Origin of the sequence: Methylobacterium sp. NEAU K (assembly GCF_030700285.1) — a bacterium.
Classification (GTDB): domain Bacteria; phylum Pseudomonadota; class Alphaproteobacteria; order Rhizobiales; family Beijerinckiaceae; genus Methylobacterium.
Window position 1 is genome coordinate 1 of the sequence record NZ_JAUYZJ010000038.1, and the last position, 18,317, is coordinate 18,317.

Annotated in this window: 16 protein-coding genes, 1 tRNA gene and 1 pseudogene; 14 read left to right on the forward strand and 4 right to left on the reverse strand. The window is 70.7% G+C overall.

Annotated elements, in window-relative coordinates; genetic code table 11:
• The 11 genes and pseudogenes from Q8W67_RS22785 to Q8W67_RS22840 form a co-directional block, all read left to right on the forward strand.
• Positions 1 to 267 (forward strand): annotated as a pseudogene (locus Q8W67_RS22785) (porin family protein); the annotation flags it as partial.
• 754 nt (positions 268 to 1,021) lie between these two features.
• The gene (locus Q8W67_RS22795) at positions 1,022 to 2,413 is read left to right on the forward strand and encodes an L-serine ammonia-lyase (protein WP_305550068.1); all 1,392 of its coding nucleotides are present in this window, start codon (positions 1,022 to 1,024) and stop codon (positions 2,411 to 2,413) included.
• Positions 2,414 to 2,837: 424 nt separating this feature from the next.
• Positions 2,838 to 3,992 carry a transporter substrate-binding domain-containing protein gene (locus Q8W67_RS22800; RefSeq protein WP_305550070.1) on the forward strand — a complete coding sequence of 385 codons (1,155 nt, stop codon included), beginning with the start codon at positions 2,838 to 2,840 and terminating at the stop codon, positions 3,990 to 3,992.
• Positions 3,989 to 4,615, forward strand: coding sequence for an ANTAR domain-containing response regulator (locus Q8W67_RS22805; protein ID WP_305550071.1), 627 nt, complete (start codon positions 3,989 to 3,991; stop codon positions 4,613 to 4,615). Before Q8W67_RS22800 ends, Q8W67_RS22805 begins: the two co-directional genes overlap by 4 nt.
• A 171-nt stretch (positions 4,616 to 4,786) precedes the next feature.
• Entirely contained in the window at positions 4,787 to 5,632 is an 846-nt protein-coding gene (locus tag Q8W67_RS22810; protein WP_305550072.1) for a nitrilase family protein, read from the forward strand.
• Between the two features lie 107 nt (positions 5,633 to 5,739).
• Positions 5,740 to 6,897, forward strand: coding sequence for a substrate-binding protein (locus Q8W67_RS22815; RefSeq protein ID WP_305550073.1), 1,158 nt, complete (start codon positions 5,740 to 5,742; stop codon positions 6,895 to 6,897).
• Between the two features lie 86 nt (positions 6,898 to 6,983).
• The gene (locus Q8W67_RS22820) at positions 6,984 to 7,817 is read left to right on the forward strand and encodes a branched-chain amino acid ABC transporter permease (protein WP_305550075.1); all 834 of its coding nucleotides are present in this window, start codon (positions 6,984 to 6,986) and stop codon (positions 7,815 to 7,817) included.
• Positions 7,810 to 9,612 (forward strand): ATP-binding cassette domain-containing protein, encoded by a 1,803-nt coding sequence (locus tag Q8W67_RS22825; RefSeq protein ID WP_305550076.1) that lies wholly within the window; start codon positions 7,810 to 7,812, stop codon positions 9,610 to 9,612. Before Q8W67_RS22820 ends, Q8W67_RS22825 begins: the two co-directional genes overlap by 8 nt.
• Positions 9,605 to 10,336 (forward strand): ABC transporter ATP-binding protein, encoded by a 732-nt coding sequence (locus Q8W67_RS22830; protein ID WP_305550077.1) that lies wholly within the window; start codon positions 9,605 to 9,607, stop codon positions 10,334 to 10,336. The genes Q8W67_RS22825 and Q8W67_RS22830 overlap by 8 nt, the downstream gene beginning before the upstream one ends.
• An 18-nt stretch (positions 10,337 to 10,354) precedes the next feature.
• Complete coding sequence (locus Q8W67_RS22835) at positions 10,355 to 11,290, forward strand: DUF1028 domain-containing protein (protein ID WP_305550078.1); 936 nt, start codon at positions 10,355 to 10,357, stop codon at positions 11,288 to 11,290.
• Positions 11,283 to 12,683, forward strand: coding sequence for an amidase (locus Q8W67_RS22840; RefSeq protein WP_305550079.1), 1,401 nt, complete (start codon positions 11,283 to 11,285; stop codon positions 12,681 to 12,683). Before Q8W67_RS22835 ends, Q8W67_RS22840 begins: the two co-directional genes overlap by 8 nt.
• Here the strand turns inward: Q8W67_RS22840 and Q8W67_RS22845 are convergent.
• From Q8W67_RS22845 to groES, 3 genes are all read right to left on the reverse strand, one after another.
• Complete coding sequence (locus tag Q8W67_RS22845) at positions 12,680 to 13,060, reverse strand: hypothetical protein (protein ID WP_305550080.1); 381 nt, start codon at positions 13,058 to 13,060, stop codon at positions 12,680 to 12,682. The genes Q8W67_RS22840 and Q8W67_RS22845 overlap by 4 nt on opposite strands.
• A gap of 209 nt (positions 13,061 to 13,269) precedes the next feature.
• Positions 13,270 to 14,913 (reverse strand): chaperonin GroEL, encoded by a 1,644-nt coding sequence (gene groL / locus Q8W67_RS22850; protein ID WP_305550082.1) that lies wholly within the window; start codon positions 14,911 to 14,913, stop codon positions 13,270 to 13,272.
• A gap of 190 nt (positions 14,914 to 15,103) precedes the next feature.
• Complete coding sequence (gene groES / locus Q8W67_RS22855) at positions 15,104 to 15,391, reverse strand: co-chaperone GroES (protein WP_305550084.1); 288 nt, start codon at positions 15,389 to 15,391, stop codon at positions 15,104 to 15,106.
• A 742-nt stretch (positions 15,392 to 16,133) separates the two neighbouring features.
• Between groES and Q8W67_RS22860 the strand changes: the two genes are divergently transcribed.
• From Q8W67_RS22860 to Q8W67_RS22870, 3 genes are all read left to right on the forward strand, one after another.
• A complete protein-coding gene (locus tag Q8W67_RS22860) occupies positions 16,134 to 16,343 on the forward strand; it encodes a cold-shock protein (protein WP_305550086.1) in 210 nt (69 codons plus the stop codon).
• 106 nt (positions 16,344 to 16,449) lie between these two features.
• The gene (locus Q8W67_RS22865) at positions 16,450 to 16,812 is read left to right on the forward strand and encodes a DUF6481 family protein (protein ID WP_305550088.1); all 363 of its coding nucleotides are present in this window, start codon (positions 16,450 to 16,452) and stop codon (positions 16,810 to 16,812) included.
• 43 nt (positions 16,813 to 16,855) lie between these two features.
• Complete coding sequence (locus tag Q8W67_RS22870; protein WP_305550090.1) at positions 16,856 to 17,053, forward strand: hypothetical protein; 198 nt, start codon at positions 16,856 to 16,858, stop codon at positions 17,051 to 17,053.
• Between the two features lie 1,057 nt (positions 17,054 to 18,110).
• Here Q8W67_RS22870 and Q8W67_RS22875 read toward each other — a convergent pair.
• Positions 18,111 to 18,203, reverse strand: a tRNA-Sec gene (locus Q8W67_RS22875).
• Positions 18,204 to 18,317 lie beyond the last annotated feature (114 nt).

Sequence of the window (18,317 nt, forward strand, 5' to 3'; positions counted from 1 at the left end):
GACAGCTTCCGCACCGGCTACGCGGTCGGCGGCGGCATCGAGTACGCCCTCCCCACCGACTCGTTCCTGAACTTCTTCCGCTCCAGCGCCGTCACGCTCAAGGTCGAAGGCCTCTACGTCAACCTCGACCGCAACACCCGCAACCAGGGCGCGTTCGTCATCAACGCCGCCAATAACTTCCCCGTCGTCTACAGCGGCATCGGACGCCGCAGCGACGAGTTCGCCGTCGTCCGCGCAGGCCTGAACTACAAGTTCGGATCGTACTAAGTCCGACCTGCAACCCCGCTTGACCTGAGCATCCCCAGCCCGATCAGACTGGCCGCTTGGTCGAGGAACGTCCCGGGAGCATATCCCGGGACGTTTTCGTTTCCGATATCGGCGGCCCGCGATGGGTCGGACGCATCGCGGGCTGGCCGCGTATTCCGCGTCGGCCAGGCTCTCGCGGGCCTTCCTCGGCAGGTCCCGCTCGCCGCGCCAGACTTCGTGCCCCACGCCGCGCCGGTCCATTGCTGCAGGGGGTTGTCGGGCCCCTTCTTGCCGGCGTAGCCGCCGCCTTCCTTCTCGTATTCGGCGGTCGCCATCGGCGCCTCGCGGGCCGACCATTGACCGGGCCTGCCGCCCTTGTCCGAGTTCCGTAGCCGGTGCTTGACCGCGCCCCACAGCGCCGGATCGGTCTTCCTGGCGGCTTCCGACATCGTCGCGCCTCGCAAAAAGGATCCGGCGACCGACACGAGCCCTGTAGCCGTGTTCCCGGCGGCGCCTGGCGGTGCGGTGCAACCCGACGTCGGACTCCCCACCGATCCGGACACCAGTCCGGCGCAAGGAAGTGCATCGAGACCAGCGCCCGCATGGGCGATGTCCGACGGGGCGGAACGCGGCCGGCCTTTGCCCCGACACGCGCCCCGTCGGCGCCTGGCGCGTTTCTTCCAATGTCCATCCGCCTCGATGCCGAGGCTGGCGTCAGGGAAAGCGACCGCAATCCCCTCGCAGGGGGACGCCGCGGCCGGAGCAGGCGGAACCGATGTTTCTGAGCGTCTTCGATGTGTTCAAGCCGGGCATCGGGCCCTCCTCGTCCCACACGATGGGGCCGATGACGGCGGCCGCTGATTTCCTGGATCTCCTGCGCGCGCAGGACCGGCGCGGCGCGGCCGCCGCACTCCGGGTGACACTGCACGGCTCGCTGGCCTTCACCGGCCGGGGCCACGCCACCGACCGGGCGGTGGCGCTCGGTCTTCTCGGCTTCCGGCCCGCCGATATCGCGATGGACGACGCGGAGCGCGGGCTCGAGGACCTGCGCGCCAGCAAGCGGCTCGCTCCGGCGGGCCTGCCGGTCCTCGCTTTCGATCCCGCGACGGCGATCGTGTTCGATTACGGGCCGCCGCTGCCCGGCCACGCGAACGGGCTCACCGTCACGGCGCTGGACCCCGAGGGCGTCCCCGTCCTGTCCGAGATCTACTACTCGATCGGCGGTGGCTTCGTGGTCACCGCGGCCCAGCGCGCGGCCGACCTGCCGCCGCCCACCGGGGCCGCGGATCCGCTTCTTTGGCCCTACCCGTTCGAGACCGCGGCGGCGATGCTGCGCATGGCGCGCGCGAGCGGCCTGTCGATCGCCGCGATGAAGCGCGCGAACGAGGCGGTCGGCCGCTCCGAGGCGGAGATCGATGCGGGGCTCGCCCGCATCTGGCGGGCCATGAACGCGTGCGTCGAGCGCGGGCTGTCCCGGGAGGGCGAATTGCCCGGCGGTCTCCGGGTCAGGCGCCGGGCCAAGCGTATCCGGGACCAGCTCGACCGCGAACAGGGCTCGAACACGGCGCAACCGCACGTCGTGGCGGACTGGTTGAGCGTCTACGCCATGGCGGTCAACGAGGAGAACGCGGCCGGCGGCCAGGTCGTGACCGCGCCGACCAACGGCGCCGCCGGCGTGGTTCCGGCGGTGATCCGGTACTACGTCGACCATTGCATCGGTTCCGACCCGGCCCGGATCCCGGAATTCCTCCTGACGGCGGCGGCGATCGGCGGCCTGATCAAGCACAACGCCTCGATCTCCGGGGCGGAGGCCGGCTGCCAGGGAGAGGTCGGCTCGGCCAGCGCGATGGCGGCGGCCGGCCTCTGTGCCGTGCTCGGGGGCACCGCCACCCAGATCGAGAACGCCGCCGAGATCGCCCTGGAGCATCACCTCGGCATGACCTGCGACCCGGTGGGCGGCCTGGTGCAGGTACCCTGCATCGAGCGCAACGGGATCGGCGCCATGAAGGCGGTGGCGGCCGCGTCCCTGGCCTTGCGGGGCGACGGTTCGCATTTCATGCCGCTGGACAACTGCATCGCGGCGATGCGGCAGACCGGCGAGGAAATGAGCGCCAAGTACAAGGAAACGAGCCTGGCCGGGCTCGCGGTGAACCTTCCGGAGTGCTGAGCCAGGCCGCCTGTGCGTTCCCGGCAGCGCGGACAGAGGCGGGACCTCGCCGGCGCCGGGGGGCTCCGGATGCGTCTGGCACGGCGGTCCTATGCCGGAACCCGCAACCCCGAAGCCTCGGTCTTGCTGGCGGGCCGACCGGAGCAGAACCGCAACGATGGAGATTGTCGCGTCTGAAGAACGATGCGGAGGTCCGCACGCGCCCGCTCGAACCCGATCGCCCGATCGCCGGTTTGTGTGCAGCCCTCCCGTTCACGGGCTTCCGGTCCGCCGTCCGAAGCGGATATCAGCCCGCACGGGGATCCGGGCCGCCCTCGATCGCCGCCACGAAGGTGCGTCGGCCGCCTTGCGTGCTGCCCGTCGGCTCAGGAAGTGTCCGCAGCCGGCCCGGATCGGGCCGCTGCGGCGATCGTGGAGGGCTTTGATGGCGGCCAGGGATGAAGCGACGTGGCGGGTCGGCGTCCTGTTCTCCCGCAGCGGCGTGAGCGGTGTGACCGAGACCGAGCATTTCCTGGGCACCGCCCTGGCCATCGAGGAGATCAACACGGGAGGCGGCGTGCTCGGGCGCCCAATCGAGCCGATCTGCTACGATCCGGCCGGCGACAACGACGCCTACCGCACCTTCGCCCGGCGGATGCTCGGCGAGGACGGGGTCGAGGTGGTGTTCGGCTGCTCGCTCTCGGCGAGCCGGAAGTCGGTGCTCTCGACGGTGGAGCGGCACAACGGCCTGCTCTGGTATCCGTCGATCTACGAGGGCTTCGAATACTCGGAGAATGTCATCTACACCGGTGCGACCCTCAACCAGAATGTCTTCGCCCTCGCAGATTTTCTCCTCCAGGCGCACGGCTCGCGGATCTTCCTGATCGGATCCGACTACATCTACCCGCGCGAGTCGAACCGGGTGATGCGCGACCTGATCGAGGCGAAGGGCGGGACGATCGTCGGCGAACTCTACACGCCCCTCGACGCGGACGACGCGGCCCATCGGGCGATGATCGCCGAGATCCGGCATGTCGCGCCGGACGCCGTGTTCTCGACGGTGGTCGGGCGCGGGGCCGAGCGGCTCTACCGGGCCTACGCGGAATCCGGGACCGGCCGCACCCGCTGCCCGATCGCGAGCCTGACCCTGTCGGAGGGGCAGATCCGGGAGATCGGTCCCGAGCGCTGCACCGGCCACATCCTGGCGGCCCCGTATTTCGCGGACCTCAAGAGCGAGGAGAACCGGCGCTTCGTGGCGGCCTTCAAGGCCCGGTTCGGGGCCGAGCGGCCGACCAGCATGTGGTCGGAGACCGCCTACGCGCAGGTGCATCTCTTCGCCCGCGCCCTCGCCGAGACCGGCACGCTCGATGCCGAGCGCCTCGGCGCGGCGGCCCTGCGGCAGCGCATCGTGGCGCCGGAGGGCGAACTCGCCTTCGACGGCGAGACGCGGCATGTCTGGCTCACCCCCGGCATCGGCGTCGCCCGCGCCGACGGGCAGTTCGACGTCGTCTGGCGGGCGCGCCGGCCGGTGCGGCCCGATCCCTACCTGGCGTGGTCCCGGTTCGAGACGAACTGGCTCGAGGAGGGCCTCGCCGCGTGACTGCGCCAGCCCGCAAGATCCTGGATGATCTGAGACGGGCGCGCGCGCTCGTCATCCACCCCCGGGACGAGGAGGGCGCGTCCCTCATGGAACAGCTGCGCCGCCTCGGCTGCGCGGTCTCGCTCGCCTGGCCGCCGCCGGCCGCCCTGCCGCCGGACATCGACACACTGTTCATCCAGCTCGACGACGCGCAGGTGATGCATCTCCTGCCCTCCATCGAGGAGATCGAGCCCGCCGTCATCGCCATCGTGGCCTACGAGAGCCCGACCTCGCTCAAGGCGATCGCCGACGTCAACGCCCACGGCGTGCTGAACAAGCCGCTTCACCCGCGCGGCGTGCTGACCCAGTTCGCCCTCGCCCGATACCGGCGCGGCTACGAGGGCCGGCTGGTCAGCAAGATCCACCGGCTCGAGGAGACCATGAAGGGCCGCCGCACCGTCGAGAAGGCGGTGCGTCTGCTCGTCGAGCTCAACGGGATCGACGAGGACGCCGCCTACAGGCTGCTGCGGGACCGGGCCACCGCCGCCCGCGTGCCGATGGCGAGCGTCGCCGAGAGCGTGGTGGCGGCGCACGAGGCGATGAGCGGTCTCGGCCTGCGCATCGCGTTGGCGGAAAAGACCTGATCGCAGCAGCATGCCGCAATTATGGTCTTGCGGACCGTCTCTCGGCGGGTATCGTGGGGTTGTTGGGCAGGGCTGCCCCGCAGCAGGATTGCTGCATTACATCTCGGCTTTGTAGCCTCTGGTACGCGGATGACTTCCGCAGCCAGGGGCTTTTTGCGTTTTGGAGCAATCATGATCCAAGCGAACGGTCCCGCGCGCCCGCCATTACGGGTCTCCTGCATCCAGTTCGAGCCGCAGATCGGGGCGGTCGACGCCAATCTCGCGCGCGCGTCTGAGCTCATTCGCGAGGCCGCCGCTGCCGGCAGCCGGCTGATCGTCCTGCCGGAACTCGCCAATACCGGCTACGTGTTCGCGTCTCGGGAGGAGGCGGCCGCGCTCGCCGAGCCGGTGCCGGACGGACCGTCGGCCCGGGCCTGGGGGGCGCTCGCCGCGGAACTCGGCGTGCACATCGTCGCGGGAATCGCGGAACGCGCGGGGGACGCCCTCTACAACGCGGCCCTGATCACCGGGCCGGACGGCTACATCGGCACCTACCGCAAGGCGCATCTGTGGCATCGGGAGAACGTGTTCTTCGCCAAGGGCGATCTCGGCTTCCCGGTCTTCGAGACCGCTTTGGGCAAGGTTGGCGTCGCGATCTGCTACGACGGCTGGTTCCCCGAGACCTTCCGCCAGCTCGCGCTGGGCGGCGCGGAGATCGTGTGCGTCCCGACCAACTGGGTGCCGATGCCCGATCAGCCCGCGGGGGAGGCCGCCATGGCCAACACCCTGCATCGCGCCGCCGCCCACTCGAACGGCATCTTCATCGCCTGCGCCGACCGGGTCGGCGTCGAGCGGGGCCAGCCCTTCGAGGGGCAGAGCCTGATCATCGGCCCCAAGGGCTGGCCGCTCGCCGGCCCGGCGAGCCGAGACCGGGCCGAGACCATCTCGGCCGTGATCGACCTCGCGGAGGCCGGCCGCAAGGACCTCAACGAGTTCAACTCCGTCCTGCGCGACCGCCGCAGCGACATCTACGGCTAGAGCGCGCGCCGCCGGACCGGATGCCGGCCCGGCACCAGCGAGCGCGTGACATCGAAGACTGAGAACCACACCCCACCGTGAACATGCCTGTCTCGAGGAGCCCGTCCATGTCGAAGTCTCACCTCATCGGCACCGTCGCCGCGCTTGCGCTCGCGGCTTCGGCCGCGCAAGCCGCCGACAGCAAGCCGATCGTCATCGGCGTCCCGGTCGGCCTGTCGGGGGCCAACAGCGTCGTCGCCCCCTCGGTGGTGCAGTCGGCGGAACTGGCGGTCGAGGAGATCAACGCCGCCGGCGGCGTGCTCGGCCGGAAGCTCGTCCTGGAGGTGGCCGACGATGCGTCCGGAGCCGCCGGCGCCCAGAAGGCCTTCGACGGGCTGATCTACCAGAAGAAGGTCGATGTCCTGATCTCGATGGAGACGAGCGCGGCCCGCAACGCCGGCTTGCCCGCCGTCACCAAGGGCCGCGTCCCGTACATCTACACCTCGTTCTACGAGGGCCGGTCCTGCAACAAGAACCTGTTCGTGGATGCCTGGGTGCCGGAGCAGCAGGTGCCGCCCGTGGTCGATGCCTTCGCCAAGGAGAAGGGCGCCAAGACCTACTTCCTGATCGGCAGCGATTACGCCTTCGGCCGCGGCATGCTGGGCTTCGCGCGAAGCTACATCGAGAAGACCGGCGGCAAGGTGATCGGCGAGGAATACCTGCCGATGGACGGCAGCGACTGGACCGCGATCATCTCCAAGCTGAAGGATTCCAAGCCGGACGCGCTGATCACCTCCACGGCCGGCGGCGCACCGAACGTCACGCTGACGAAGCAGCTGCGCGGCGCGGGCGTGTCCCTGCCCTTCGCCAACCTCGCCCTCGACGAGGGGACGGCCAAGAGCATGGGCGCCGACGCCAAGGACGTCTACCTCTCGGCCTCCTACGTCACGGGGATCGACAGCCCGCAGAACAAGACCTTCCTGGCCGCGATGGAGAAGAAGTTCGGCTCCGGCATGCGGACGCCGAACGACCTCTCCGTGCCCGAATACGAGGCGATCTACCTCTACAAGGCCGCGGTCGAGAAGGCCGGCGGCACCGAGACCGCCAAGGTCCTCGAGGCGCTGCCGAGCGTGAGCGTGACCGGCCCCCGCGGCACGATCAGCATGAGCAAGCAGCACCACGCCCCCCTGACCATGTATCTCGGCCAGATCCAGGGCGACGGAGCGGTCAAGGTCGTCGGGACCTTCAAGAACGTCGATCCCGGCGCGCAATGCCCGAAGCTCTGAGGCCCTGACGCGCGCCGCCGAACGGAATTCGGTTCGGTGGCGCGCCGACCGGCCGAGGTCCGGCCCCGTCCCAACCGGAAGGCGCGATGCTGCTCATCCTCGATATCCTGACGACCGCGGCGATCCTCTTCGTGGTGGCGATCGGCCTGCTGGCGATCTTCGGCGTGCTCAAGATCATCAACTTCGCGCACGGGGCCTGGCTCACGATCGGCGCCTACTGCGCCGTGGTGACCGCCAAGCTCGGGCTGAACCCCTGGGCCGCCTTGCCGCTGGCGTTCCTGGTCGGCGCCGCACTCGGCGGCCTGGCGGAGCGCTTCATCATCCGCCCCCTCTATCGCCGGCCCCTCGACGCGATCCTCGCCACCTGGGGGCTCGGCATCGTGGTCGGGCAGCTCATCACCCTCGGCTTCGGCCGCGACGTCCAGCTCACCCCGAACCTCCTTCCGGGAACCGTCGCGGTCCTGGGCGTCGACTATTCCGCCTACCGGCTCGTCGCCCTCGGCATCGCGCTCGTCATCGGCGCCCTGTTCGCGCTGACCATCGAGCGGACGCGCCTCGGGCTCTCGGCGCGGGCGGTCATCATGAACGCGACGCTCGCCCGGAGCCTCGGCATCGACACGACGCGCGTGCGCCTCGTGGTCTTCATGATCGGTGCCGGCCTCGCCGCGCTGGCGGGGGTGCTCCTGACGCCGCTCACCAGCGTCGATCCGAACATGGGCGTCTCCTGGCTGATCGGCGCCTTCATGCTGGTGATGGTCGCCGACGCGTCGTTCCTGGCCCTGGCGGCGGCCTGCCTCGTGTTCGGGGCCGCCCAGGTGCTGATCAGCACCTTCGTGAGCCCGATCCTCGGCAGCATCGCGGTCGCCGTGCTCGCCGCCCTCGTGCTGCGCGTCAGCCCGAAAGGCTTCTCCCGTGCTTGATACCGTCCCCGCCGCCGAGCGGGCCGCCGCGGATGGCCGCCCACGCCTCGCGCGCGCAGCCCCCTTCGTGGTCGCCGCACTCGCCGCCATGGCGCTCTGGGTGGCGCCGCTGTTCCTGGACACCTTCGCGGTCAACGTGCTGACCCGCTCGATGATCTACGCGGTGCTGGCCGTCACGGTGGACCTGCTCTGGGGGTTCGCCGGCATCCTCACCTTCGGGCAGGCCGCCTTCTTCGGCGTCGGCGCCTACGCCGCCGCGATGATCCTGGGGACCTACGGCGCGACGCCGCTCGGGTTCTCGGCCGCCGTCGCGACCGCTCTGGCCGCACCGGCCCTGCTCGGCGCCGCCGTGGGCTGGCTGTCCTTCTATCACCGCTCGACGCCGCTCTACGCCTCGGTGATCTCGCTCGTCGTCCCGATCGTCGTGACGCAGCTGATCTATTCCGGCGGGGAATGGACCGGATCCAGCAGCGGCCTGGTCGGCTTCGACGTGCTGCCCTTCGAGATCGAGGGCTTCTTCCGGCTGGCGGCCCTGTTCCTGATCGCGGTCACGCTGGCGGCCTGGATCCTGGTCCGGGCGGATGCCGGGCGCGCGCTCGTCGCCCTGCGGGACAACGAGGCGCGCTGCGCCTATCTGGGCCTCAACCCCAGGCGCCTGCAGATCCTGCTGACCACGGCGCTCGCCGGCGTGGCCGGGCTCGCGGGGTTCCTGTTCGCCAACGCGTCCGGGGTGGTCGCGCCGGAGAATGCAGGCTTCCTGTTCGGGACCGAACTGGTGATCTGGGTCGCGCTCGGCGGCCGCGGCACGCTGCTCGGCCCGGTCCTCGGCACGGTCGCGATCGACTACCTCGCGGCGAACCTCTCGGGGGACCTGCCCTTCCTCTGGCAGCTCCTCCTGGGGACGGCCTTCGTCGCCATCATCATCCTGCTGCCGGGCGGCCTCGCCGACCTCGTCCGCCGCCTGTGGGGCGTGCTTCCGGTCGGCCGCCCACAGGGGGCGGTCCCGCGCCTCGTCGCGCAGGCCCCCGGCAGCGCCGCGGCGGCCCCGGACGCCCCCGCCCTCAGGGTCGAGGGCCTCGCCAAGTCGTATGGCAGCCTCACGGTGCTGGAGAACATCGACCTCGAGATCCGGGCGGGCGAGCTCGTCAGCCTGGTCGGCCCCAACGGCGCCGGCAAGACGACCCTGATGCGCTGCCTCAGCGACGGCACCGAACCGTTCCGCGGCGCGATCGCCATCGGCGGCGTCCCGACCCGGGGACTGACCCCCAACCGGATCGTCGGCCTCGGCGTCGGGCGCAAGTTCCAGGTGGCGAGCGTGTTCGAAAGCCTCTCGGTGGCGGATTGCCTGCGGCTCGCGCGCGCGCCCCATGACGGCCTGAACCCGGTCGGACAGGACGCGACGCTCGGCCTGCCGCAGGCGGCCCTGGACGTGCTCCGGATGACGGGGCTCGACCGCCTGCTGGCGCAGCCGACGCGCCTCCTGTCCCACGGCCAGAAGCAGGCCCTGGAACTCGCCATGGTGGTGGCCCTCGAGCCCCGGCTGATCCTGCTCGACGAGCCCACCGCCGGCCTCACCAAGGCCGAGCGCACCACCATCGGCGCCGTCCTCAAGGCGCTGACCGCCGAGCTCGGCATCGCCGCCGTGCTGGTCGAGCACGACCTCGATTTCGTGCGCCAGATCTCGTCGCGGATCGTGGTGCTGCACCAGGGCCGGCTGGTGCTCGACGGCACGGTCGAGGAGGTCGTCGGCTCCGAGCTGGTCCGGACCATCTATGCGGGAGGCGTCCATGCCTGAGGCTGCGCGGCGGACCGGAGCGGCGGGCGGCGCGCTCGCCCTGGAGGCGGTATCGAGCGGATACGGTGCGGTCGCGATCGTGAAGGGCGTGACCCTGTCGGTGCGGCCGGGCGAGATCGTCGCGCTGCTGGGCAAGAACGGCATGGGGAAGACCACCCTGCTCAAGACCACCCTGGGGATGGTGGCGCTGCGCGGCGGCTCGATCGCGATCGACGGGCAGCCCGGCGCGGGCCTGTCGCCGGCGAAGCTCGTCGCGCTCGGCGTCGGCTACGCCCCCCAGGAACAGCCGCTGTTCCAGGACCTTTCGATCCGCGACAACCTGCGCCTCGCGGTGCCGTCGGACCGGCAGCTCCCGGAGGCGCTGGGCCGCATCGTCGGGCATTTTCCGTTCCTGAAGGACAGGCTCTCCCAGCGCGCCGGCACGCTCTCGGGCGGCGAGCAGAAGATGCTGATCCTCGGGCGCGCCCTGATGCTGCGGCCCCGGCTCCTGCTGATCGACGAGATCTCCGAGGGGGTGCAGCCGTCGATGATCGATCGCCTGCGCGACGTCCTCCTCGCCGAGCGCGCGTCCGGCCTGTCCATGCTGGTGGTCGAGCAGAACGTCGCCTTCGCCCTCGCCCTCGCCGACAGCTACGCCGTCCTCAAGCTCGGCGAGATCGTCGACAGGGGCCCCGCCAAGGCCCCGCAGGCCCGGGCCCGGGTCGTCGACCACCTGGCGGTGTGACCCATGCCGGACACGAGGATGCCGGACACGAGGATGCCGGAGCTCAACACCTTCTCCATCGCCGCCCATTGTCCCCGGACCGGGCAGCTCGGGGTCGCAGTCGCCACCGCGGTCCCGGCCGTGGGCGGCCTCTGCCCCGCCCTGCGGGCGGGCGTCGGAGCCGCATCGACCCAAGCCTGGGTGAATCCCTACCTCGCCGCCCGGGCGCTCGACCGGCTGGCCGAGGGTCAGTCCCCCGACGCCGCGCTCGCCTCGGCGCTGGCCACCGACGACCGTGCCGACCTGCGCCAGCTCGGCCTCGTCGACGCGCGGGGGGCCGCGGCGGCCTGGACCGGGGCGGGCTGCACCGTCCAGGCCGGGCACCGCACCGGCGCGGGCTACGCCGTGCAGGGCAACATGCTCACCGGCCCGGACGTGCTCGACGCCATGGCGCAGGCCTTCGAAGGCAGCGCCGCGTCCGATCTCGACGAGCGGCTGATGCGGGCGCTGGAAGCCGGCGACGCTGCGGGCGGCGACAAGCGCGGCAAGCAGTCGGCGGCGCTCCGGATCGTCGCCGAGGAGGACTACCCGCTGCTCGATCTGCGCGTCGACGAGCACACCGCCCCCGTCGCGGAGCTGCGCCGGGTGCTCACGGTCGCCCGCCGGCAGCTCGCGCCGTTCGTGGCCGGCATGCCGAAGAAGACCGGGCCGGCCGGCGCCCTGCCGGACGACGTGGCCGCGATGCTGCTCGAGGCTCCCGACCGGCGGCTGGGCGCGCAGCCCGAGGGCGCGCTCGACCTGATGCGGGAGGTCATCGGCCTGCGCAGCGAGCCCGGGCGGATCGCCCACCTGCTCGCGCAGTTCGGGCCCGTGCTCGCGGAGATCGAGACGCTGCGCGCCCTCGATCTGTCCCAGATCCATCCGCCGGTCGTCTTCGATCCGAACCTGCCCTATCGACGGAAGCCCCATGACTGACGCCCTCTGGCAGATGCCGATCGGGGCGCTCGCCACGCAGATCAGCGCGCGGCGCGTGTCCAGCGCCGAACTCGTCGGGGCCTTCCTGGCGCGGATCGAGCGTCTCGACGGCGGGCTCGAGAGCTTCGTCCACGTGTCCCCGACGGCCCTCGACGACGCGCGCGCGGCCGATGCCGAGATCGCCCGGACGGGGGTGCGGGGCCCGCTGCACGGCATCCCGATCGCCATCAAGGACAATTACACGACGCGGGACCTGCCGACGCGGGCCGGCACCGCGGTCGAGGCCCTGACCTTCCCGATGGAGGACAGCCACTGCGTCGCGCGGCTGCGCGCGGCGGGCGCGGTGGTGATCGGCAAGCTCCGCATGCACGAATTCGCCTGGGGCACCGTCACGCCGCCGTCCCGCAACCCGTGGGATCTCACGCGGGTGCCCGGCGGCTCGAGCGGCGGTTCGGGGGCGGCGGTCGCCGCTCGGCTCTGCCCCGCGGCGCTCGGCTCGGACACGGGCGGCTCGATCCGCATCCCGGCCGCCCTGTGCGGCGTGGTCGGCCTCAAGCCGACCTACGGGCGGATCGGACGGTCCGGCATCGTGCCGCATTCCTGGTCCCTCGACCATGCCGGACCGCTGACCCTGACGGTGGCTGACGCGGCCCGGCTGCTGCAGGTCCTGGCCGGTCCGGACCCGGATGATCCCGCCGCCAGCGCGGCCCCGGTTCCCGACTACTTGGCCGGGCTGGAGCGGCCGGTCCGCGGATTGCGGGTCGCGGTGATCCGCAACCACGTCTTCGACGCGGTCGACGATGCGGTGGGCGGCGCCATCGAGAACGCGATCCGCTTCTTCGCCGACCAGGGCTGCGCGGTGCGGGACGCCACGGTGCCGGCCTTGCGCTACGGGCTCGGCGCCATCTTCGCGATCGAGCTCGCCTCCTCGGCGGCCTATCACGACCGCAGCATCGCGCGCGGCCACGTGGCGGGCTTCGCCGAGGACGTCCGCGACCTCGTGGAGATGGGCCGGTTCGTGACCGCCCCGGACTACCTGAAGGCCGAGCAGGTCCGCGCCGTGATCATGGCCGAGATGGCGACCGTTCTGGCCGAGGCGGACGTGATCGTCGGCCCGACGACGCCGCTCACCGCTTGGCGGGCGGACGAGGCGACCGTCGCGATCGCGGGGCGGCCGGAGAGCGTGCTGGCGGCCTCCTGGCGCCTGACCTATCCGTTCAATCTCACGGGCCTACCGGCCATCGCGCTGCCCTGCGGCTTCGACCGGCGCGGGCTGCCGATCAGCCTCCAGATCGCAGCCCGGCCCTTCGCCGAGGATCTGCTGCTGCGCGTCGCGCACCGCTACGAGCAGGCGCACGCATGGTGGCGCCGCGTGCCGCCCATGGCCTGCTAGCGGGCCGGGCTACGGCGTCCGTCCGGGCGGGGAGGGCGCCGACGCGGCTTCGGCACGTGGTCCGACCGGACCCGGTGACGCCGGTCCTGCAGCCGGGGTGCCGGCGCGGCCGGTTGTTCCACGACGGGAACGCCGTCATGCGCCGCGACGACGCGCCGGGCCTCCTCGACGGTCATGTCGCAGGCGCTGGTCATCCCCTGGAGCGCGCCCAGAGCGCGATTGTATTCGGGCAGGTTGGTGCATCCGGGAACGCCCCAGGCCCAGGCCGCGGCGGGCGCCCCGATGGTCGCCACCAGGACCAGCACGGCGGCGCCCGTCTTGAACGGCGCGCGGCCGACCGAGACGATGTGCGAACCCGGATCGACGCGCGCGGTCATGGAGATCTCCGGCCAGCAGGAGGTTCAACGCGCCAGCATCCGCAGCGCTGCGGATGCTGGCGCGGCCGCCAAGGCGTCGGGGTCACCGCGATCGCGACGGGAATGCCGGGATCGAGGGGCGAAGGGTGGTGGCCTCGCCCCGGCCCCTTCCGGCGAGCCCCCCCCCGCGGGGCGGCTCGTCGGAAGGCGGCCTGCATGCGATGTCCGGGTCAGAAATCCATGCCGCCCATGCCACCCATCCCGCCGCCACCGGGCATGGCGGGCGCCTCCTTGCGCGGCGCTTCGGCGATCATCGCCTCCGTGGTCACCAGAAGGCCCGCGACGGAGGCAGCCCCCTGAAGCGCGGCGCGCACGACCTTGGCCGGGTCGACGATGCCGGCCTGGAGCATGTCGACATACTCCTCGGTCTGGGCGTTGAAGCCGTAGGTCTCCGACGCGTTGGCCAGGATCTTGCCGACGACGATCGAGCCCTCGACGCCCGAGTTCTGGGCGATCTGGCGGATCGGGGCCTCAAGGGCCTTCAGCACGATCTTGATGCCGGCCTGGACGTCGGGGTTGTCGTTCGAGAGCCCCTGAACAGCCGCCTTGGCGCGCAGCAGCGCGGTGCCGCCGCCGGGGACGATACCCTCTTCGACCGCCGCCCGGGTGGCGTGAAGCGCGTCGTCGACGCGGTCCTTCTTCTCCTTGACCTCGACCTCGGTCGAGCCGCCGACGCGGATCACCGCGACGCCGCCCGCGAGCTTGGCCAGGCGCTCCTGGAGCTTCTCGCGGTCGTAGTCCGAGGTGGTCTCCTCGATCTGTGCCTTGATCTGCGAGATGCGGCCCTCGATGTCCGACTTCTCGCCGGCGCCGTCGATGATCGTGGTGTTCTCCTTCTCGATGCGCACCCGCTTGGCGCGGCCGAGCATGTCGAGCGTCACGTTCTCGAGCTTGATGCCGAGGTCCTCGGCGATCATCTGGCCCTTGGTCAGGATCGCGATGTCCTCGAGCATCGCCTTGCGGCGATCGCCGAAGCCCGGCGCCTTCACGGCCGCGACCTTCAGGCCGCCGCGCAGCTTGTTCACCACCAGGGTGGCCAGCGCCTCGCCCTCGATGTCCTCGGCGATGATCAAGAGCGGCTTGCCGGTCTGCACCACCGCCTCGAGCACCGGCAGCATCGCCTGGAGCGAGGACAGCTTCTTCTCGTGGATGAGGATGTAGGGGTCCTCGAGCTCGGCGACCATCTTCTCCGCGTTCGTGATGAAGTACGGGGACAGGTAGCCGCGGTCGAACTGCATGCCCTCGACCACGTCGAGCTCGGTCTCGGCGGTCTTGGCCTCTTCGACCGTGATCACGCCCTCGTTGCCCACCTTCTGCATGGCATGGGCGATCATCTCGCCGATCTCCTTGTCGCCGTTGGCGGAGATCGTGCCGACCTGGGCGATCTCCTCGGACGAGGCGACCTTGCGGGCGCGGCCGCCGATATCCTGCACGACCGCGGCGACCGCGAGATCGATGCCGCGCTTCAGGTCCATCGGGTTCATGCCGGCGGCGACGTACTTCACGCCCTCGCGCACGATGGAGGCCGCCAGCACGGTGGCGGTGGTGGTGCCGTCCCCGGCGATGTCGCTCGACTTCGAGGCCACCTCGCGCACCATCTGGGCGCCCATGTTCTCGAACTTGTCGACGAGCTCGATCTCCTTGGCGACGGTGACGCCGTCCTTGGTGATGCGCGGCGCGCCGAAGCTCTTCTCGATGACGACGTTGCGGCCCTTCGGGCCGAGCGTCACCTTGACGGCGCTGGCGAGCAGCTCGACACCGCGCAGCATCTTGTCACGGGCATCGACCGAGAAGCGGACATCTTTAGCGGACATGGGGTGGGTCTCATCTTCTGTCGTTCGGCCCCGAGGCACGCCACAGCGGGCGCCTCGAAGGGCAGGTCGTGGTTCGGGACCGCGGGCGGCCTGAGCGCCTCGGCGTCCTTCGCCGAAGCGGGGCGCCGGTTCGGCGGTGACGAGGATGCCGGACCGGGAGCCCGATCCGAATCGCCCTATGCGGCCGTGCTCAGGCGACGACGCCCAGGATGTCGGATTCCTTCATGATCAGGAGGTCCTGACCGTCGATCTTGACCTCGGTGCCGGACCACTTGCCGAACAGGACGCGGTCACCGGGCTTCACGTCCAGCGGGTTGATCTTGCCCGCCTCGTCGCGGGTGCCGGGGCCGACGGCGACGACCTCGCCCTCCTGCGGCTTCTCCTTGACGGTGTCGGGGATGATGATGCCGCCCTTGGTCTTCTCCTCGCCCTCGATGCGGCGGAGCACCACGCGGTCGTGCAGAGGGCGGAATGTCATCGTGCGATCCTGATCATCCCGCCTGCGCCGCTCGCGCCGATATGGCCGAGCGGTTGCGGGAACGGCGACGGCGAACCGACTCACCGGCACCGCGTCGACTGCATCTTAGCACTCAACGTGCGAGAGTGCCAACAATCTTCGGATCGGGCGACGTCGCTGACCCGCAGGCGGCTGTCCGGTCAGAGGCCGGCTTCGGGCCGACGGCCATTCAGAGCTTCTCACGAAACTCCCGATCACCGGGCGTTCTCTCTCTCTGAGCGCGACGGCGCAGCGGGCGCTTCGTGGGGCGCTCCCGAAGGCGCCCGCGGCAGACGGCCACCCGCTCCCCGGACCGGGAACAGACCGCCGACAGCGAGGGATGGACGAGGCTGCCGATGGTGCGGCCGCCCTTGCGCCGCGTCCGCGTGAAGCGGACACGGCCTTGTGCCCCCGCGCCGTTGCAGAGATCGCCCCGCGCCGTCTACCACAGGGGCTCGAGCCCTTCTATTTATACTCTGAAAGATCATCCCGACGGGTTTATTTTCGCCAGCGCCGCAGATCAATTTCTCGCCGAATCGGATTCGTGCTTGCGATTACGCCGCCGAGGGCGTAAAGATCACGGATCGATTTTTGGCCAGATATTCGGCCGTCTCGCCTGAACAGGGCGAGCGCTCTGCATCTCTCCCACTTTCGACGACCAGCGAACGAGCGCGTGCGGTGCATGCGCTCGACCTATTCGATTGCCTAAACATATGGAATATCTATGAGCATCGGCACCGTTAAGTGGTTCAACGAGACCAAGGGCTTCGGCTTCATTCAGCCTGACGATGGCGGCAAGGACGTGTTCGTGCACGTCTCGGCTGTGGAGCGCGCTGGCATGCGCAATCTGATCGAAGGCCAGAAGCTCTCCTACGAGCTGGAGACCGACCGCCGCAGCGGCAAGCAGTCGGCCGGCAGTCTTCAATCCGCCTGAACCCTCGCTCGTCGTCCTGTGACGGGTTTCGAAGCCGTTCCCTCCGGAACGGCTTCATCTGTTTCTCACCGCCCGCACCGGGCCACGGTGCGCATGAGGAGTGTCCGTGGGTCAATTCAAAGCCAACCAGCTGGTCGATCGCCTCGAGGCCGTCGCGAAGGCGCGGCAGGCCACACTCGACCGGTTCCGGGCACGGCCCGCCGCGGATGACCCCGTCGTCCTCGAGCGGCAGGCGGTGCGGCAAGCCGTCGTCGACGCGCGCGCGGTTCGGACCACCGAGCGGGAAGCCGCCCGTGTCGCGGCCGAGGCACAGCAGGAGGCCGAGGCCGTTGCGGGGCGGGAGCGTGCGGTGGCCGAGGTCGCCCGCGCGGCTGCCGAGAAGGCGGAGCGGCAGGCCGCCCTCGCGGCCGAGCAGAAGGCCGGGCGCGACGCACGCTTCGCCGCCCGCAAGGCCCGGGCCCACCGCTAGGCCGGGCCCGGCCCGCAAGACCCCACCCCCTGGAGGACGGCAGATGTCTCACAAGTTCAAAATCGGTCAAAACGTCCGGCAGCCAGGGCTCAGCTACGTCGGCAGCAAGAGCACGCTCGACGGCCTGTTCGAGGTCGTTCGGCTGCTGCCGGATGACCGGTCCGGTGAGCCCTCCTACCGGATCCGGTCGGCGGGCGGCGAGCGCGCCGCGCGGGAAAGCGACCTCATCCTCGCATCCTGAACGGTCTCGGCCGACCGGGATCCTGTACGACCGGCCCCCCGGGGCCGGCTTGCCGGCCCGTCGGCTTCGGCTCGGGTCCCTGAGCGTGGTGCGGGGTCGACCCGGCGGCCACGGAGGACAGCCCGAGGACGGGAGCGGCCCTGCGGCCCCGCAGGCCTCGCGTCAGCCGAACCCCGGCCGACTCCCGGCCGGACTCCCGCCCCCTGCGCAGGGAGACGCGACCGTACCGCCTGGACGGCCGTGCGCGTCAGGCCCGGAACGCCAGCGAAGCGACCATCACGCCACATCCTTCAGGGACGGCGCGTGAGCCGTCGATCCCTCGTTTGCACCGAACCCGCGGTTGGCGGCCATTTGGACGACGACCATCAGCCTGTGAATGTCCATCGGGCCCTGAGCCGTTCGCGCGCGTTCCCGATCCGCACGGGCGGCGATCCATTGCCGCGCCGTCTTCAACGACCTCCAGCGGGGCAGGCGGCTGACGCGCCTGTGGCTCGGAACGCAGAATAGATAGCGTCTTGCGATCACGGAAATCTCCATCGGCCGGATGCCGTGAGGCTCAGGATCGAAATCCCTGCCGCCTCCGCAGTCTTTCCAGTTCGACGAGAGGGTCGTTGATCCAGCGCAAGGCCGCCGGGAGAATGCCAGGATCGGGGCTGATTGCCGGATCATCACGCTTCGCACATCCCGGTCGCGCATCCGCAGCCCCAGGCCGCCCGCGGAGGACACCCGACACGCGGGTCGAGGCCACAAGCCTCCTGGAACGGCGCGCAGGCCCGGCGGCACAGCCCGGTCGCCATTGGTCTCGCCGCGATCGCGAGACAGGCGCCTGTGCGGTGGCGATGCCCTGACGCGAGGCGTCGGTTCGCCGGCCTGATCCTTCAGGAACCCGGCCACTGCGCCGTCTTCGAGGCGGTCCCGGGCCGCGTCACATCGGGACGCCCCTCAAGGACGCGCACCCGAACACCGCGCGATCGAGCGCGTCGGCAGGACATGCGGCACGAGGCCGCCGCTGACAGGCGCTGGCCCGAGAGAGACCAAGAGGGCCCAAAGGTTGATCTGGCGGAAGCGGATGGGAATCGAACCCACCGTACGCTGTTGGCGTACCACTGGTTTTGAAGACCAGGGGGGCCACCAGACCCCGTTCGCCTCCGCGGGCGGGGGTACGGCCCTGCGCCGACCCGGTCAAGCGCGGCCCTCTGCGGCGGATTGGGGCGCCGCCGGTTTCACCCCAGCGCTCCATTCGTATTAATTCCGCCACACTGTT

Excerpts from the sequence above, each read along its gene's own strand:
- Q8W67_RS22795 (WP_305550068.1), top strand. The coding sequence starts at position 1,022 with ATGTTTCTGAGCGTCTTCGATGTGTTCAAGCCGGGCATCGGGCCCTCC.
- Q8W67_RS22800 (WP_305550070.1), top strand. The coding sequence starts at position 2,838 with ATGGCGGCCAGGGATGAAGCGACGTGGCGGGTCGGCGTCCTGTTCTCC.
- Q8W67_RS22810 (WP_305550072.1), top strand. The coding sequence starts at position 4,787 with ATGATCCAAGCGAACGGTCCCGCGCGCCCGCCATTACGGGTCTCCTGC.
- Q8W67_RS22815 (WP_305550073.1), top strand. The coding sequence starts at position 5,740 with ATGTCGAAGTCTCACCTCATCGGCACCGTCGCCGCGCTTGCGCTCGCG.
- Q8W67_RS22820 (WP_305550075.1), top strand. The coding sequence starts at position 6,984 with ATGCTGCTCATCCTCGATATCCTGACGACCGCGGCGATCCTCTTCGTG.
- Q8W67_RS22830 (WP_305550077.1), top strand. The coding sequence starts at position 9,605 with ATGCCTGAGGCTGCGCGGCGGACCGGAGCGGCGGGCGGCGCGCTCGCC.
- Q8W67_RS22835 (WP_305550078.1), top strand. The coding sequence starts at position 10,355 with ATGCCGGACACGAGGATGCCGGAGCTCAACACCTTCTCCATCGCCGCC.
- Q8W67_RS22840 (WP_305550079.1), top strand. The coding sequence starts at position 11,283 with ATGACTGACGCCCTCTGGCAGATGCCGATCGGGGCGCTCGCCACGCAG.
- Q8W67_RS22845 (WP_305550080.1), bottom strand. The coding sequence starts at position 13,060 with ATGACCGCGCGCGTCGATCCGGGTTCGCACATCGTCTCGGTCGGCCGC.
- groL (WP_305550082.1), bottom strand. The coding sequence starts at position 14,913 with ATGTCCGCTAAAGATGTCCGCTTCTCGGTCGATGCCCGTGACAAGATG.
- groES (WP_305550084.1), bottom strand. The coding sequence starts at position 15,391 with ATGACATTCCGCCCTCTGCACGACCGCGTGGTGCTCCGCCGCATCGAG.
- Q8W67_RS22860 (WP_305550086.1), top strand. The coding sequence starts at position 16,134 with ATGAGCATCGGCACCGTTAAGTGGTTCAACGAGACCAAGGGCTTCGGC.
- Q8W67_RS22870 (WP_305550090.1), top strand. The coding sequence starts at position 16,856 with ATGTCTCACAAGTTCAAAATCGGTCAAAACGTCCGGCAGCCAGGGCTC.